This window comes from Streptomyces tremellae, from assembly GCF_039540215.1.
Classification (GTDB): domain Bacteria; phylum Actinomycetota; class Actinomycetes; order Streptomycetales; family Streptomycetaceae; genus Streptomyces; species Streptomyces tremellae.
Map to the genome: position 1 here is coordinate 16,631 of NZ_BAABEP010000066.1, position 15,026 is coordinate 31,656.

17 protein-coding genes and 3 tRNA genes are annotated in these 15,026 nt (G+C 72.1%); 5 read left to right on the plus strand and 15 right to left on the minus strand.

Annotation, left to right across the window (positions count from 1 at the left end):
* Positions 1 to 422: 422 nt before the first annotated feature.
* The 8 genes from rplL to ABEA77_RS29065 form a co-directional block, all read right to left on the minus strand.
* Entirely contained in the window at positions 423 to 809 is a 387-nt protein-coding gene (rplL, locus tag ABEA77_RS29030) for a 50S ribosomal protein L7/L12 (protein ID WP_345653980.1), read from the minus strand.
* 90 nt (positions 810 to 899) lie between these two features.
* Positions 900 to 1,436 carry a 50S ribosomal protein L10 gene (rplJ, locus tag ABEA77_RS29035; protein ID WP_345653983.1) on the minus strand — a complete coding sequence of 179 codons (537 nt, stop codon included), beginning with the start codon at positions 1,434 to 1,436 and terminating at the stop codon, positions 900 to 902.
* A 289-nt stretch (positions 1,437 to 1,725) separates the two neighbouring features.
* Positions 1,726 to 2,670, minus strand: coding sequence for an SCO4651 family lipoprotein (locus ABEA77_RS29040; RefSeq protein ID WP_345653986.1), 945 nt, complete (start codon positions 2,668 to 2,670; stop codon positions 1,726 to 1,728).
* Between the two features lie 215 nt (positions 2,671 to 2,885).
* The gene (gene rplA, locus ABEA77_RS29045) at positions 2,886 to 3,605 is read right to left on the minus strand and encodes a 50S ribosomal protein L1 (protein ID WP_345653989.1); all 720 of its coding nucleotides are present in this window, start codon (positions 3,603 to 3,605) and stop codon (positions 2,886 to 2,888) included.
* Between the two features lie 109 nt (positions 3,606 to 3,714).
* On the minus strand, positions 3,715 to 4,149 hold the full coding sequence (gene rplK / locus ABEA77_RS29050) for a 50S ribosomal protein L11 (RefSeq protein WP_345653992.1): 435 nt from the start codon (positions 4,147 to 4,149) through the stop codon (positions 3,715 to 3,717).
* Between the two features lie 180 nt (positions 4,150 to 4,329).
* Positions 4,330 to 5,244 carry a transcription termination/antitermination protein NusG gene (gene nusG / locus ABEA77_RS29055; protein ID WP_345653995.1) on the minus strand — a complete coding sequence of 305 codons (915 nt, stop codon included), beginning with the start codon at positions 5,242 to 5,244 and terminating at the stop codon, positions 4,330 to 4,332.
* Positions 5,245 to 5,316: 72 nt separating this feature from the next.
* On the minus strand, positions 5,317 to 5,607 hold the full coding sequence (gene secE, locus ABEA77_RS29060) for a preprotein translocase subunit SecE (RefSeq protein WP_345653998.1): 291 nt from the start codon (positions 5,605 to 5,607) through the stop codon (positions 5,317 to 5,319).
* 105 nt (positions 5,608 to 5,712) lie between these two features.
* Positions 5,713 to 5,785: transfer RNA gene (locus ABEA77_RS29065), tRNA-Trp, on the minus strand.
* 341 nt (positions 5,786 to 6,126) lie between these two features.
* On the opposite strand from ABEA77_RS29065, the gene ABEA77_RS29070 reads away from it, so the two are divergent.
* Both ABEA77_RS29070 and ABEA77_RS29075 read left to right on the plus strand, forming a co-directional pair.
* Complete coding sequence (locus tag ABEA77_RS29070; protein ID WP_345654001.1) at positions 6,127 to 7,353, plus strand: pyridoxal phosphate-dependent aminotransferase; 1,227 nt, start codon at positions 6,127 to 6,129, stop codon at positions 7,351 to 7,353.
* A gap of 137 nt (positions 7,354 to 7,490) precedes the next feature.
* Positions 7,491 to 8,543, plus strand: coding sequence for an adenosine deaminase (locus tag ABEA77_RS29075; protein WP_345654004.1), 1,053 nt, complete (start codon positions 7,491 to 7,493; stop codon positions 8,541 to 8,543).
* A gap of 6 nt (positions 8,544 to 8,549) precedes the next feature.
* Here ABEA77_RS29075 and ABEA77_RS29080 read toward each other — a convergent pair whose 3' ends face one another.
* From ABEA77_RS29080 to ABEA77_RS29105, 6 genes are all read right to left on the minus strand, one after another.
* A complete protein-coding gene (locus ABEA77_RS29080; protein WP_345654007.1) occupies positions 8,550 to 9,605 on the minus strand; it encodes a UDP-N-acetylmuramate dehydrogenase in 1,056 nt (351 codons plus the stop codon).
* 99 nt (positions 9,606 to 9,704) lie between these two features.
* Entirely contained in the window at positions 9,705 to 10,133 is a 429-nt protein-coding gene (locus ABEA77_RS29085; RefSeq protein WP_345654010.1) for a MaoC family dehydratase, read from the minus strand.
* Between the two features lie 4 nt (positions 10,134 to 10,137).
* A complete protein-coding gene (locus ABEA77_RS29090) occupies positions 10,138 to 10,599 on the minus strand; it encodes a MaoC family dehydratase N-terminal domain-containing protein (RefSeq protein WP_345654014.1) in 462 nt (153 codons plus the stop codon).
* Between the two features lie 188 nt (positions 10,600 to 10,787).
* Complete coding sequence (gene rpmG / locus ABEA77_RS29095; RefSeq protein WP_018385553.1) at positions 10,788 to 10,952, minus strand: 50S ribosomal protein L33; 165 nt, start codon at positions 10,950 to 10,952, stop codon at positions 10,788 to 10,790.
* Positions 10,953 to 11,045: 93 nt separating this feature from the next.
* A tRNA-Met gene (locus ABEA77_RS29100) sits at positions 11,046 to 11,118 on the minus strand.
* 47 nt (positions 11,119 to 11,165) lie between these two features.
* Positions 11,166 to 11,238, minus strand: a tRNA-Thr gene (locus tag ABEA77_RS29105).
* A 280-nt stretch (positions 11,239 to 11,518) separates the two neighbouring features.
* On the opposite strand from ABEA77_RS29105, the gene ABEA77_RS29110 reads away from it, so the two are divergent.
* Together ABEA77_RS29110 and ABEA77_RS29115 are read left to right on the plus strand one after the other, a co-directional pair.
* The gene (locus ABEA77_RS29110; protein ID WP_345654021.1) at positions 11,519 to 12,748 is read left to right on the plus strand and encodes an amidohydrolase family protein; all 1,230 of its coding nucleotides are present in this window, start codon (positions 11,519 to 11,521) and stop codon (positions 12,746 to 12,748) included.
* A gap of 65 nt (positions 12,749 to 12,813) precedes the next feature.
* Positions 12,814 to 13,473 (plus strand): SDR family oxidoreductase, encoded by a 660-nt coding sequence (locus ABEA77_RS29115; RefSeq protein WP_345654024.1) that lies wholly within the window; start codon positions 12,814 to 12,816, stop codon positions 13,471 to 13,473.
* Between the two features lie 104 nt (positions 13,474 to 13,577).
* Here the strand turns inward: ABEA77_RS29115 and ABEA77_RS29120 are convergent, their stop codons facing one another.
* Positions 13,578 to 14,045: a VOC family protein gene (locus tag ABEA77_RS29120; RefSeq protein ID WP_345654027.1), complete on the minus strand. Its 468-nt coding sequence runs from the start codon at positions 14,043 to 14,045 to the stop codon at positions 13,578 to 13,580.
* A 212-nt stretch (positions 14,046 to 14,257) separates the two neighbouring features.
* Here ABEA77_RS29120 and ABEA77_RS29125 point away from each other — a divergent pair.
* Positions 14,258 to 15,026: IS110 family transposase (locus ABEA77_RS29125; RefSeq protein WP_345654029.1), on the plus strand; the 769-nt coding region annotated here is incomplete at its 3' end.

Below are 15,026 nucleotides of genomic sequence, written 5' to 3' on the forward strand. Positions count from 1 at the left end.
GGTTGTGGGAGACCCTCGTTGTCCTCAACACCCTCGCTGCTGCTGCCGGCCCGTACACCGACCCTGCCCGGCCGGAGCCGCCGCAGAGCCGTGGCGCTTGAGCGCCATCCCGTTACTTCCCACATCGCCCGCGATCCATGCCTCGGAGTCGGATCGACTGTGACGACGCGACCACGAGAATTGCGCGCCTGCTGCGGTTCGTCAAGGCCCCCCGCCCTCCGGGCCCCGCCCCGGAAACCCGGCTCTGAGCTCGGGAAGCCCCCCGGGCCGCAGACGATGATCACCCTAGCGGCAGGCAGGGGGAACGCAAGCCGATCGCCGCGGGCACGGCGAGGGGCGACCACCCGGATGGGTGATCGCCCCTCGCGTCAACGCGGTGCGCGGCCGTCAGCCGCGCGTCCGGCGCCCTCAGGCGCCAGGGTTCACTTGACCTCGACGGAGGCGCCGGCGCCCTTGAGGGACTCGGCGGCCTTGTCGGCGGCGTCCTTGGCGACCTTCTCGAGGACGGGCTTCGGGGCGCCGTCCACGAGGTCCTTGGCCTCCTTGAGGCCGAGCGAGGTGAGCTCGCGCACGACCTTGATGACCTGGATCTTCTTGTCGCCCGCACCGGTCAGGATGACGTCGAACTCGTCCTGCTCGGCAGCGGCCTCGGCGGCCGGGGCACCCGGGCCCGCGACGGCGGCGGCGGCGACCGGAGCGGCGGCGGTGACGTCGAACTTGTCCTCGAAGGCCTTCACGAACTCGGAGAGCTCGATGAGGGTCATCTCCTCGAACTGCGCGAGCAGGTCGTCCTGGCTGAGCTTCGCCATGATGGCGGTCCTTCCACTAAATCGGCTGGTGCCGGGTGTACATGTCGGCGGGCGCTGGGCCCGCAGCGGCCTTGCGGCCAGAACGCCGAGTTACTCGGCACCGCCCTGCTCGTCGGCTTCCTTCTTGGCACGAAGCGCCTCCGCGGTGCGGACGAACTTCGAGGGGAGCGCCTGGAAGAGCGCGGCAGCCTGCGACGGCTTGGCCTTCATGGCGCCCGCCAGCTTGGCGAGCAGAACCTCGCGGGACTCAAGGTCCGCAAGCTTCTTGATCTCGTCGGCGGACATCGCCTTGCCGTCAAGGACACCGCCCTTGATGACGAGGTTCGGGTTGTCCTTGGAGAAGTCACGGAGACCCTTCGCCGACTCCACCGGGTCACCGGTGACGAAGGCAACAGCCGTCGGACCCGCGAACAGGTCGTCCAGCTGGTTGATCCCGGCCTCGTTGGCCGCGATCTTGGTCAGCGTGTTCTTCACCACGGCGTACTGGGCGTTCCCACCGAGCGAGCGGCGCAGCTCCTTGAGCTGCGCCACGGTGAGACCCCGGTACTCGGTCAGCACTGCGGCGTTCGAGCTGCGGAACTGCTCCGTCAGCTCGGCCACCGCGGCGGCCTTGTCGGGCCTTGCCATGAGCGTCGGCCTCCTTCCGGGTGATGAGGACCGCTCTCGGAAGGGGCTGAACAAAACGAAACGCCCCGACGCAGGTGCGCGGGGCGTAGCTCGACCGGCACGACACGTCGCGCCGTGCGGGAGCTTTCCACTGTCACCTGCGCAGGCCGTCCGCAGCTAGCGGATCCTTCGGTCACCGGTCCCTCGCGGGCACGGCGACAACCAGCGGTCTTTGGCTTCAGTGGGAGGGTACGGGACCGGGCACGCGGCAGGCAAATCCGCCGGCCCCGGCCCCGCAGCTCCTCTCCGCTCAGGACGTGGCGCCGGACTCCTGGGCCTGCTTCATGAGGTCCTGGAGCGTGAACGTCTGGTCGGCGGGCGGCGCCTGGACGTCGGCCGCCTTCGCCGTGTAGCCCGCCAGGTGCTCGTCCACCTTCATGGCGCCGTTCGCGGTGTCCATGGCGACGCTCACCCGCACCGGGAAGTCGTCGGCCCCCACCCACACGTCGAAGTCCTCCGCGGTGATGCCGGCCTTCTTCATGCTGTCGGCCGCCTGCTTGCGCTGCTCGGGTGTGAGCGTCTTGGCGTTGCCCGCGTCGAGCATCTGCTCGGTGGTGAGGTGGCCCTTGTAGTGCTGCGCCCGCACCCCGTCGACCTTCTCCGCGCCCACCCGCGTGATCTGCGGGGACTGGAGCAGCGTCGCGAGCTGCTGCGCGGGGCTCTGGTCCGACTGGAGCGAGCTGCCGAGGAGCGCCGAGTCGCCGCCCGCCGCGGCCGCTCCCGCCGAGCCGAGGTCGAGCTTCATCCACCGCTTGCCGCCGAGCACCTTGGCGGTCTCCGGGTCGTCCTTCATCTCCGCGGAGAGATCGACGTACATGGCGTCGCCCGCCATCCTCGCGCGGACGGTGCCCGCGCCGGGCACGCCGAGGCTCGTGCCGTCCATCGTCATGTCCATCACCGTCGGGTTCCAGCCGATGGTCCCCGACGTCTTCATCGTCGTGGCCGCGCCCGCCTTGTCCGGCACGGTCATCGCCATGCGGAACTTCGCCGACCGGTACGCCGAGAGCTTCTTGTACGCCGCGGTGACCGCGTCGGCCGGAGAGGCCGCCGCGGGCGCCGCCTTCGACGCCGAGGGCGCCGCGGAGTCCGCCGCCTTCTTGGAGCCGCCGTCGCCCTGGCAGCCCGCCACCGTCACGACCGCCGCGAGCGCAGCCGTCACCGCGAACGCGCCACGTCTGCCGACCGATGTCCTCATGTGCTGTTCCCCCCACCCCTGCTGTGCACTGCTTGTCTGTGAGACGCCTGTCAGGCACCTGCCTGAGGCAGAATACGCCCGCCCACCGACATCCCCCGTGGGCGCCAGCGATCAGGATGCGCCGGCCCCCCTGCGTGACCACGAAAAAACGGGCCCCCCGCGCCGCGGGTGCGGAGCGGGGGGCCCGGGGGCGCCGGACGGGCCGACGCCGAACGTCAGACGACGGCCGGGTCCTCTTCGAGGAGGTTCCGGGTGCGGTTGGCGTCCAGCGGGATGCCGGGGCCCATCGTCGTGGCCAGTGTGGCCCGCTTGATGTAACGGCCCTTGGCGGCCGACGGCTTGAGGCGGTTGATCTCCTCAAGCGCGGCGGCGTAGTTCTCCACGAGCTGGGTCTCGTCGAACGAGATCTTGCCGATGATGAAGTGGAGGTTCGAGTGCTTGTCGACACGGAACTCGATCTTGCCGCCCTTGATGTCCGTCACGGCCTTGGTGACGTCGGGGGTGACCGTTCCGGTCTTCGGGTTGGGCATCAGACCGCGCGGGCCGAGGACCCGGCCGAGGCGGCCGACCTTGCCCATGAGGTCCGGGGTGGCGACGACGGCGTCGAAGTCGAGACGCCCCTTCGCGACCTCGTCGATCAGCTCGTCGGCGCCGACGATGTCGGCGCCCGCGGCGCGTGCTGCCTCGGCACGGTCACCGGTCGCGAAGACCAGGACCCGGGCGGTCTTGCCGGTGCCGTGCGGGAGGTTCACGGTGCCGCGGACCATCTGGTCCGCCTTGCGCGGGTCGACGCCGAGCCGGAAGGCGACCTCGACGGTGCCGTCGAACTTCGCGCTGTTGATGTCCTTGGCCAGACGTACGGCCTCCAGGGGCGCGTACACGCGCTCCTGGTCGATCTTGGCGTCCGCTGCGCGGAGAGCCTTGCTGCGCTTCACTTCTTCTCCTGGTGGTTCAAGCAGGTGCGGAGGTCGTGGTCCGGGCCGCGCAGGGCCCTCCCACTGCGGGAGCCGCCTGGGGCGTGCGCCCGCGGCACGGCGTCGGGTCTCAGCCCTCGACCGTGATGCCCATGGAGCGGGCGGTGCCGGCGATGATCTTCTCGGCGGCCTCGATGTTGTTGGCGTTCAGGTCGGGCATCTTGGTGTTGGCGATGTCCCTGACCTGGTCGCGCGTCAGCTTGGCGACCTTCTTGACGTGGGGCTCGCCGGAGCCCTTGTCCACACCCGCGGCCTTGAGGATGAGCTTGGCGGCCGGCGGCGTCTTGGTGATGAAGGTGAAGGAGCGGTCCTCGTAGACCGTGATCTCCACCGGCACGACCATCCCGCGCTGCGACTCCGTCGCGGCGTTGTAGGCCTTGCAGAACTCCATGATGTTGACGCCGTGCTGACCCAGGGCGGGGCCGACCGGCGGAGCCGGGTTGGCCGCACCGGCCTGGATCTGGAGCTTGATCAGCCCTGTGATCTTCTTCTTCTTGGGAGGCATGGTGTTTCTCTCCGGGTCCTGATGAGAGGTGATCAGCCTCCACCGATCATCCGGTTGGAGGCATACCGCACAACGATAACGGGTAAGGATGTGCGGCCAAAAACCGACAGGTCAGGGGCCCACGAGGGGCGACCCTGACCTGGTCGGAAGCGGTACGGGGCGGCGCGGGCGCCGCCCGCGTCAGTTCTTCTGGATCTGGTCGAAGCTCAGCTCGACCGGGGTCTCCCGGCCGAAGATCTCCACCAGGCCCTTGACCTTGCGCGAGTCGGCGCTGATCTCGTTGATCGTCGCCTGGAGCGTGGCGAACGGGCCGTCCGTGACGGTGACGGAGTCGCCCACCTCGAAGTCCAGCACCTGGACCTCGACCTTGCGGGCGGGCGCCGGCTTGCCCTCGGCCTCGGCCGCCTCGCGGGCCGCCTTCTCCTCGGCCTCGGGGGCGAGCATCTTCACGATCTCGTCGAGCGTCAGCGGGTACGGGTCGTAGGCGTTGCCCACGAAGCCGGTGACGCCGGGGGTGTTGCGGACGACGCCCCAGGACTCGTTCGTCAGATCCATGCGGACGAGCACATAGCCGGGCAGCTTGTTCTGCCGGACGTTCTTGCGCTCGCCGTTCTTGATCTGGACGATCTCTTCCTCAGGGACCTCGGCCTGGTAGATGAACTCCTCGACGTTGAGCGAGACGGCGCGCTGCTCCAGGTTGGCCTTCACGCGCTTCTCGTAGCCCGCGTAGGTGTGGATCACGTACCACTCGCCCGGCAGTCCGCGCAGCTCCTCGCGGAGCGCGGCGACCGGGTCGACGGGGGCCTCCTCGGCCTCCTCGGCGCCGTCACCGGCGTCCCCCGCGGACTCCGCGTCGGCCGCCTCGTCGTCCGCCGCGGTCCCGGACCCGTCCGGCCCCTCGGGCGCCTCGGACTCGTCGGTCTCCGAGGAGGCCTCAGCCACCTCGACGGACTCGTCAGGCTTCTCCTCGGCCTCGGCCTCGGCAGCGGCGGTGGCCTCGTCTGGCTCGACAGCGTCCGCCGCCGCGGCGACGTCGGCCTCGTCCGCAGCGGACTCGGCCGATTCGCGGGCGTCGTTCAGGTTCGGGTCAGACACGGTGACTGCTTCTTCCTGGCTCAAGGGGTGGAACACCCGAAAGGGGCGGCCGCTGTGGGTCGCCCCCCGGGATCAGCCGAAAACGGACTTGATTGCTTGGTTGAAGCCATAGTCAATCACGGTCACCAGACCGATCATGATGACAACGAAGACAATCACGACAGTGGTGTACGTCGACAGCTGATTACGAGTCGGCCAGACGACCTTGCGCAGTTCGGCGACGACCTGCCGGTAGAAGAGGGCGAGACGGCCCAGGGGGCCCTTCTTCCCGCGCCTGCCGCCCTTGCGGGGCTTCTTCTCCTGCGTCTCGGGGGACTCGTCGTCGGCATCAGGCTTGTCGATGGAGCCCACGGCGTCCGTCACGCTCTCTCACCTGATTCCGGGTCGTGGCCGTGCCGCGCCCGGGGGAGCCGCACGGCGGTGCAATGAATGTACGTACATGCGCACACATCCTGGCGGTGTGTGTAGCAGGGCCGGAGGGACTTGAACCCCCAACCGCTGGTTTTGGAGACCAGTGCTCTACCAATTGAGCTACGACCCTTTGTTGCCCGCCCCAACCTACCCCATCCGACGGTGCGCACGGTATGCGCGCGGACGGACGCGACGACGGGGGCCGACGACAGGTGAGTGTACGTGGTCGGTGGCCGTGCGTCGAACAGCTCCCGGGCGCCCGGGGCCCGTGGGCGGCCGGGCCGCGTCCCCCGGCGACCTGCCCCGATCGGGCCCCGGGAGGCCGCGCCCGGAGGTCGGACGGAGATCAACAGAGCCCGGACGCACACGCTCCGGTCGTACCCGGACACCATGCGTCGCCGCTGGATGCCCAGTTGTTCAGTTCGTGAAACCCGTGTGCCGCGGAGGTTTCCGGTCTGAAACCATGGGCCCATGAGCGCTGCATCCCCTTCCGCCGAGCGCCGGGTGTCCGCGCGCGTCGGCGCGATCTCCGAGTCCGCGACCCTCGCCGTCGACGCCAAGGCCAAGGCCCTCAAGGCCGCCGGGCGGCCGGTGATCGGGTTCGGCGCGGGCGAGCCGGACTTCCCGACCCCCGACTACATCGTCGACGCCGCCGTCGAGGCCTGCCGGAACCCCAGGTTCCACCGCTACACCCCCGCCGGGGGCCTGCCCGAGCTGAAGGCCGCGATCGCCGCCAAGACGCTGCGCGACTCCGGCTACGAGGTCGACCCCGCGCAGGTCCTGGTGACCAACGGCGGCAAGCAGGCGATCTACGAGGCGTTCGCCGCGATCCTCGACCCGGGCGACGAGGTCCTCGTACCGGCGCCGTACTGGACGACGTACCCCGAGTCGATCCGGCTCGCGGGCGGTGTGCCGGTCGACGTGGTCGCCGACGAGACCACCGGCTACCGGGTCTCCGTCGCGCAGTTGGAGGCCGCGCGCACCGAGCGCACGAAGGTGCTGCTGTTCGTCTCGCCGTCCAACCCGACAGGCGCCGTCTACAGCCGCGAGGACACCGAGGCGATCGGCCGCTGGGCCGTGGAGCACGGCCTGTGGGTGCTGACGGACGAGATCTACGAGCACCTGGTGTACGGCGACGCCGAGTTCACCTCGCTGCCCGCGGCCGTGCCCGAGCTGCGCGAGAAGTGCGTCGTCGTCAACGGCGTCGCCAAGACGTACGCGATGACCGGCTGGCGGGTGGGGTGGGCGATCGGCCCGAAGGACGTGATCAAGGCCGCCGCGAACCTCCAGTCGCACGCGACGTCGAACGTCGCGAACGTCTCGCAGGCCGCCGCGCTCGCCGCCGTCTCCGGCGACCTGTCTGCGGTCGCCGAGATGCGCGCGGCCTTCGACCGCCGCCGCCGCACGATCGTGCGGATGCTGAACGAGATCGACGGCGTGGTCTGCCCCGAGCCCGAGGGCGCGTTCTACGCGTACCCGTCGGTGAAGGCGCTGCTCGGCAAGGAGATCAGGGGCTCGCGCCCGGAGTCGTCGGTGGAACTCGCCGCGCTGATCCTCGACGAGGTCGAGGTCGCGGTCGTGCCGGGTGAGGCGTTCGGCACCCCCGGCTACCTGCGGCTTTCTTACGCACTCGGCGACGAGGACCTGGTCGAGGGCGTCTCCCGCATCCAGAAGCTGCTCGCGGAGGCCAAGGGCTGAGCGCCGCCCGGCGCACCGCCGGACGACGCCACGGGTCCCCCGCCGGTTGCCGGCGGGGGACCCGTTTTTCCGTTCGGTGGGCGACGGATCCGACCATCGGGCTGTAGTCACCGGCGCGCATGCGGCAGGATCTTGGGATGTTGAGCACGACCGCCCCCACCCGGCACGACCCGGCACACCCCCGCGACCTGCGACTGCTGCCGAAGGCCCATCTGCACCTGCACTTCACGGGTTCGATGCGGCCCACGACCCTTCTTGAGCTGGCCGCGAAGTACCGCGTGCACCTCCCCGAGGCGCTGACCGGCGGCGAGCCGCCGCGCCTGAGCGCCACCGACGAGCGCGGCTGGTTCCGCTTCCAACGCCTGTACGACATCGCGCGCTCGTGCCTGCGGGAGCCCGACGACATCCGGCGGCTGGTGCGGGAGGCCGCGGAGGAGGACGTGCGGGACGGGTCGCGCTGGCTGGAGATCCAGGTCGACCCGACATCGTACGCCCCGCACCTCGGCGGTCTGATCCCCGCGATGGAGATCATCCTCGACGCGGTGGAGTCCGCGTCGCGGGAGACCGGGCTCGGCATGCGGGTCCTGGTGGCCGCGAACCGGATGAAGCACCCCCTGGAGGCCAGGACGCTGGCGCGGCTCGCGGTGCGCTACGCGGACGCGGGCGTGGTCGGCTTCGGCCTCTCCAACGACGAACGACGCGGGATGGCCAGGGACTTCGACCGCGCGTTCGCCATCGCGCGGCGCGGCGGGCTGCTCGCGGCGCCGCACGGCGGCGAGCTGACCGGGCCCGCGTCGGTCCGGGACTGCCTCGACGACCTGCGGGCCGCGCGGGTCGGCCACGGGGTGCGGGCCGCCGAGGACCCGACGCTGCTGCGGCGCCTCGCCGACTCGGGGGTGACCTGCGAGGTCTGCCCGGCGTCGAACGTGGCGCTCGGCGTGTACGCGAAGCCGGCCGACGTACCGCTGCGCACCCTGTTCGACGCGGGCGTGCCGATGGCGCTGGGCGCCGACGACCCGCTCCTCTTCGGCTCGCGCCTGGCCGCGCAGTACGAGCTGGCGCGCGAGCACCACGGCTTCACCGACGAGGAGCTCGCGGAGCTGGCCCGCCAGTCGGTGCGCGCCTCGGCCGCGCCCGAGGACGTGCGGGCGGGGCTGCTGGCGGACGTGGACGCCTGGCTGGCGTCCTGAGGCGGCTCAGAGCGCGACGCCCACCATCACCGGCTCGTTGACGAGGACGATCCCGAAGGCGTCGTGGACGCCCGCGACGACCTCGCGGGCGAGGGCGAGCAGGTCCTCGGTGGTGGCGTCGCCCCGGTTGGTCAGCGCGAGCGTGTGCTTGGTGGAGATCCGGGCGGGGCCGGTGCCGTACCCCTTGGTGAAGCCCGCCTTGTCGATCAGCCAGGCCGCCGACGTCTTCACCCGGCCGTCGGCCTCCGGGTACGCGGGCGGCACGGCGTCCGCGCCGAGCCGGGCCCGTACGCGGCCGAGGAAGTCCGCGTACTGGTCGGCGTCGAGCAGCGGGTTGGTGAAGAACGACCCGGCGGACCAGGTGTCGTGGTCGTCGGGGTCGAGGACCATGCCCTTGCCGGAGCGCAGCGCGAGCACGGTGTCGCGGGCGGCGGAGAGCGCCACCCGCTCCCCCGGCCCGACGCCGAGCGCGCGGGCCGTCTCGGCGTACTTCAGCGGCCCCGAGAGGCCGCCCGCGTCCTCCAGCGTGAAGTGGACGCGCAGCACGGCGTAGCGCTCGGGGTGGAGCTTGAAGACGCTGGAGCGGTACGAGAAGAGGCACTCGCCGTTGGTCAGCCGCACGGTCCGCCGCTCTGCCCGGTCGTACGCGACGACATCGGTGACGACGGAGGAGACCTCCTGGCCGTAGGCGCCCACGTTCTGGATGGGCGTGGCCCCCACGGAGCCGGGGATGCCGGCCAGGCACTCGATCCCGGCGAGCCCAGCGGCGACCGTGCGGGCCACCAGGTCGCTCCACACCTCGCCCGCGGCCGCCTCGACGCGGGTGCCGTCGATCCGCACCCCGCGGGTCGCGACGCGCAGGGCGGTGCCGTCGAACCCCTTGTCGCCCACGACGAGGTTGCTGCCGCCGCCGACGAGGAGGAGGGGGGTGCCCGCGTCGTCGGCCGCGCGGGTCTGCGCCACCACGTCCTCGTCGGTCTCCGCGGTCACCAGGCGCCGGGCCGGGCCGCCGAGCCTGAGGGTGGTGAGGGGGGCGAGGGGAGTCTCGAAAAGTTCCTGCACGCGGCAAGGCTAACGGGCCGGTGCGCCGGCCCGGCGCGGTGGCACACCCCGGGGCAGAGCGGGCGCGCGGCCGGTGACCGCCGGCCGCGCGCGTCCGCGTCAGGCCAGCCGGACCACGGCGCGGGCCAGGCCGAGCACCTTCTGTCCCGCGCTTGACGCGGCGATGTCGACGCGCACCTGCCGGTCCCCGAGCTTCTCCGCGACCTTGGCGGTGACCTCGACGACCGCGCCCTTGTCGTCGTTGGGCACGACCACGGGCTTGGTGAAGCGGACGCCGTACTCGACGACCGCGCCCGGGTCGCCGGCCCAGTCGGTGACCACGCGGACCGCCTCGGCCATGGTGAACATGCCGTGCGCGATGACGTCCGGCAGCCCGACCTCCTTGGCGAACCGCTCGTTGAAGTGGATCGGGTTGAAGTCGCCCGAGGCGCCCGCGTACCGGACGAGGGTGTCGCGGGTGACGGGGAACGTGCCGGGCGGCAGCTCCGTGCCGACCTCGACCTCGTCGTAACCGATCTTCGCCGTCATGACCTCACGCCTCCGCCGCTTCGTCGGCGGCCCGCGCCACCAGCTTCATCCACGCCGTCGCGACATGCTCGCCGCTCTCGTCGCGCACCTCACCACGCAGGTCGACGAAGTCGCTGCCCGCGCGGGTGGTGATGGCCTCGATCGTGGAGGTCACCGAGAGGCGGTCGCCCGCGCGCACCGGCCTGGTGTACGCGAACTTCTGGCTGCCGTGCACGACCCTGCTGTAGTCGAGGCCGAGCCGCGGGTCGGTGATGACCTCGCCCGCCGCCCTGAAGGTGACCGTGAACACGAAGGTCGGCGGGGCGATCACGTCCGCATACCCGAGCGCCTTCGCGGCCTCGGGGTCGGTGTACGCCGCCGCCGTCTCGCCGATCGCCTCGGCGAACTCGCGGATCTTCTCCCGGCCGACCTCGTACGGCGCGGTGGGCGGGTAGCTCCGCCCCACAAAGGACTGGTCGAGCGCCATGCGGCGCGACCCCCTTCCTGGTGTCTCGCCCCCGGCCCCCGCGGCCGGCGGGCCGTCTCCCCGCGGGCCGCTCCCGGCGCCCGCGGCACGCCCCGGTCCGCCCGGGGCCGCTCTCCCGTCCGGCGCGCGCGGCCCAGACGACGCGAGGCCGCCCCTCTGAGAGGGGCGGCCTCGCGTTCGAGCCTTGGTCAGCGCGTCTCGCGGTGCGCCGTGTGCGCCTTGCAGCGCGGGCAGTGCTTCTTGAGCTCAAGACGATCCGGGTTGTTGCGCCGGTTCTTCTTGGTGATGTAGTTCCGCTCCTTGCACTCCACGCAGGCCAGCGTGATCTTCGGGCGGACGTCTGTGGCAGCCACGTGAGTGCTCCTTGACGAACGGATGGATAATCAGGTTTTACACAAAGAAGAGTAGCCGACTGGAGGACCGACCCCGCAATCGGCTACTGTCAGTAGCGGTGACCGGACTTGAACCGGTGACACAGCGATTATGAGCCGCTTGCTCTACCGACTGAGCTACACCGCTGCGATGCAGGATCTCCCCGCCCGAAGGCGAGGATCACCGAACACCAGAGCCCCAATACGGAATCGAACCGTAGACCTTCTCCTTACCATGGAGACGCTCTACCGACTGAGCTATTGGGGCGAGCGATGAAGACATTACACGGTCGGTCGCGGTTCGCCCAAATCCGTTTTCCTGCCCACGGCGAGGGCCTCGCGGGCCCTCCTTCCCGTCCGTCACACGGGTCCCGCGTGCGGGTGCGACGGGCAGGCTCCACCGGTACGACTATTGCGCTCCTCCGCCGGGGCGGGCCGGGCCCGTCCTAGGCTCGACCCACGCTGCGTGATCTTGCCGCCCCGTCCGGGCGCGGCGACCGCCGGGCGCCGGCGGCACGCGGCACGGCCGTACGAACAGCAGGAGCGCGATGCCCGACAGCCAGCCGCAGCCGTCCGGCGGTGCCACCGACGACACCACCGCGCTGGTCCTCTCCGGTGCCAGGCTCGCCGACGGCAGGACCGTCGACGTGCGGCTGGGCGGCGGCCGGATCGAGGCGGTCGGCACCGCGGGGTGTCTCGGCGGGCGCGGGGCACGCGGGACACTCATCGATCTGTCCGGCTATCTGCTGCTGCCCGCGCCCGTCGAGCCGCACGCGCACGGCGACACCGCGCTGACCGCGGAGGGGCCGCCGGCCGACTGCTCGGCGCCGGACGTGCGGCGGCGCGCGACGGAGGCCGCGCTGACGCAGCTCGGCCACGGCGCGACGGCGCTGCGCTCGCACGTCCGGGTCGGCGGCGCACACCAGCTGACCCGTCTCGAAGCGGTGCTCCAGGCCCGGCGCTCGCTGCGCGGGCTGTGCGGGATCACCACCGTCGCGGTGCCCCGGCTGCTGACCGGGGTGGCGGGCGCGGACGGGCTCGCCACACTGCGCGACGCGCTGAAGATGGGCGCCGACGTGGTGGGCGGCTGCCCCGACCTCGACCCGGACCCGGCGGGACATGTGGAGGCCGTGCTCGGGCTCGCGGCCGAGCACGGCCTCCCCGTCGACCTGCACACCGACGGCGCCGACCCCGCGCGCCTCACCCGTATCGCGGCGATGGCGGGCGGTCTGCGTCCCGGCGTGAGCGTGGGACCGTGCGCCGGGCTCGCCCGGCTGCCGCGCGGGCCGGCGGCGCGGGTCGCCGGGGCGCTCGCGGCGGCCGGGGTGACCGTGGTCTGCCTGCCGCAGGGCGGCTGCGGGGAGGCCGGGGTGCGCGGCCCCGCCCCGGTGGAGCCGCTGCGCGCCGCGGGAGTGCGGCTCGCGGCGGGCGGCGGCGCGCTGCGTGACGCGTGGAACCCGGTCGGGCGCGGCGATCCGCTGGAGGCCGCCTATCTGCTGGCCGCGCAGGGCGGCCTGCCGCCCACCGCCGCGTACGACGCGGTGAGCGGGGCGGCGCGGGCGGCGATGGGGCTGCCCGAGGTGCGGATCGAGGCGGGGTTCCCCGCCGAGCTGCTCGCCGTGCGCGGCGACGGGCTCGCGGGCGTGCTGTCGCAGGCGTACAGCAGGATCGTCGTGCACCGCGGGCGGGTGGTGGCGCGCACCAGCGCGGTGCGCGAGTACTGCGACTCGGACGGCGGCGCGGGGGCCGCGCTGCCCCGGCAGGGCCGCACGGGCTGAGGCGGTGGCCGCCGCGCCCCGCGGTGCGGGTGCCCCGCGCGGCGCGCCGACGTACGGTCGTGTCCATGCGCATTGTCATCGCAGGAGGACACGGTCAGATCGCGTTGCGGCTTGAGCGGTTGCTCGCCGCGCGCGGGGACGAGGCTGCGGGCATCATCCGCAAGCCGGAACAGGCGGACGACCTGCGGGCCGCGGGCGCCGAACCGGTGGTGCTCGACCTGGAGTCGGCGTCGGTCGAGGAGGTGGCGGGCGCCGTGCGGGGCGCCGACGCCGTGGTGTTCGCGGCGGGCGCGGGCCCCGGCAGCACGGTCGAGCGCAAGGAGACGGTCGACAGGGCCGCCGCCGTGCTGCTCGCGGACGCGGCCGAGCGCGCGGGCGTGCGGCGGTACGTGATCGTCTCGTCGATCAACGCGGACGCGGACCACGAGGGCGACGGCGTCTTCGACGCGTACCTGCGGGCGAAGGGCGCCGCGGACGACGCCGTGCGGTCCAGGTCCGCGCTCGACTGGACGGTGCTGCGGCCCGGCGCGCTGACGGACGACGCCGGTACGGGCCTGGTGAACCTGGCCGAGAAGACGGGCCGCGGCCCTGTCCCGCGCGACGACGTCGCCGCGGTCCTCGCTGAGCTGGTGCGGACCCCGGAGGCGGCCGGCCGCACGCTTGAACTGATCGGCGGCTCCGTACCGGTGGCGGACGCGGTGCGCTCGGCCGGGCAGGGCAGCTGAGGCGGGGCGCCTGAGGCGGCAGCCGGGGTGGGCGTCGGCGGGAAGCGGTCCCCTGGCGCGCCCCGGGTGTGGGGTGCGCCGGGGGGCCGGCCGCCGTCCGGGTGTCAGCCCGCGTGCGGGGGCTCGACGTCGAGGACCCAGGTGACCCCGAAGCGGTCGGTGAGCATGCCGAAGCCGGGGCTCCAGGGCGAGGCGGCGAGCGGCTCGACGATGTCGGCGCCCTCGGCGAGTGCCTTCCAGTAGCCGGCGACCTCGTCGAGGCTGCCGCCGCGTACGGACTGGAAGAAGGTGCGGTCGGTGACGGTCGTGCCGTTCTCCCTGCGGGTGGTCCCCGCGACGGCGGCGGGGTCGGGGTCGTCCGCGCCCGGGACGTCGTAGGCCATGACGCGGAACCCGTCCTCGCTCTCCAGCCGGCCGAACACGATCTTGTCGGCGCCCGGCGCCTGCGCGGGCGCGCCGAGGTCGCCGTAGGTCGCGAGCGTGAGCCGGCCGCCGAACACGCTCTGGTAGAACGCGAGTGCCTGCCGGGCGGTGCCGCGGAAGTTGAGGTGGGTGGTGGTCGTGATGCTCATGGGGTGTCCCTTAAGAATGTGAGGCGGTCCGGGAGGGCCGGGTGTGGCTGATGGGGTGTCTGCCGTTGATGGCTTCCGGAGAATGGCCGCCCGGTCCTCCGGGACGCTCCGACTGCTGATTGAGAACTGCGGGCATCGCTGGTTAAGGACCTGTCGGCGGAGTGTTCTTCGGACCACGGAAGTGCTGGTCACGGTGGAACGGAGCGACGGGCTTGAGCACGCGGCAGGCGCAGATATGGGTCGGCATCGACGCCGGCAAGGGGCACCACTGGGCGGTGGCGGTGAACACCGACGGCGAGACGCTGTTCTCGACGAAGGTGATCAACGACGAGGCCCAGATCCTGACACTGATCGACATGGCCCGGGAGAAGGCCGACGAGGTGCGGTGGGCGGTGGACATCTCCGGCCGGGCCTCCGCCCTGCTGCTGGCCCTGCTCATCGCGCACGGCCAGCAGGTCGTCTACGTGCCCGGCCGCACCGTCAACCGGATGACTGGTGCCTACCGCGGCGAGGGCAAGACCGACGCCAAGGACGCCCTGGTCATCGCCGACCAGGCCCGCATGCGCCGCGACTTCGCCGCGATCGAGACCCCGCCGGAGCTGGTCTCCACACTCCAGCTGCTGACCGGCTACCGGCGTGACCTGATCGCCGACCGGGTCAGGCTCATCAACCGGCTCCGCGACCTTCTGGTCGGCATCTGCCCCGCGCTGGAGCGGGCGTTCGACTACTCCGCAGCCAAGGGCCCGGTCGTCATGCTGACCGAGTACCAGACCCCGGCTGCCCTGCGAAGGATCGGCGTGAAGCGTCTGACGACCTGGCTGGAACGCCGCAAGGTCCGCGGCGCCGATGCTGTCGCGGCCAAGGCCTTCGAGGCCGCTCAGTCCCAGGTCACCGCCCTGCCGGGCGAAGGTCGGGCTGCGAAGCTGGTGCGCGGTCTGGCCCACCAGCTCTTGGCCCTGGACGAGCGGATCAAGGACAACG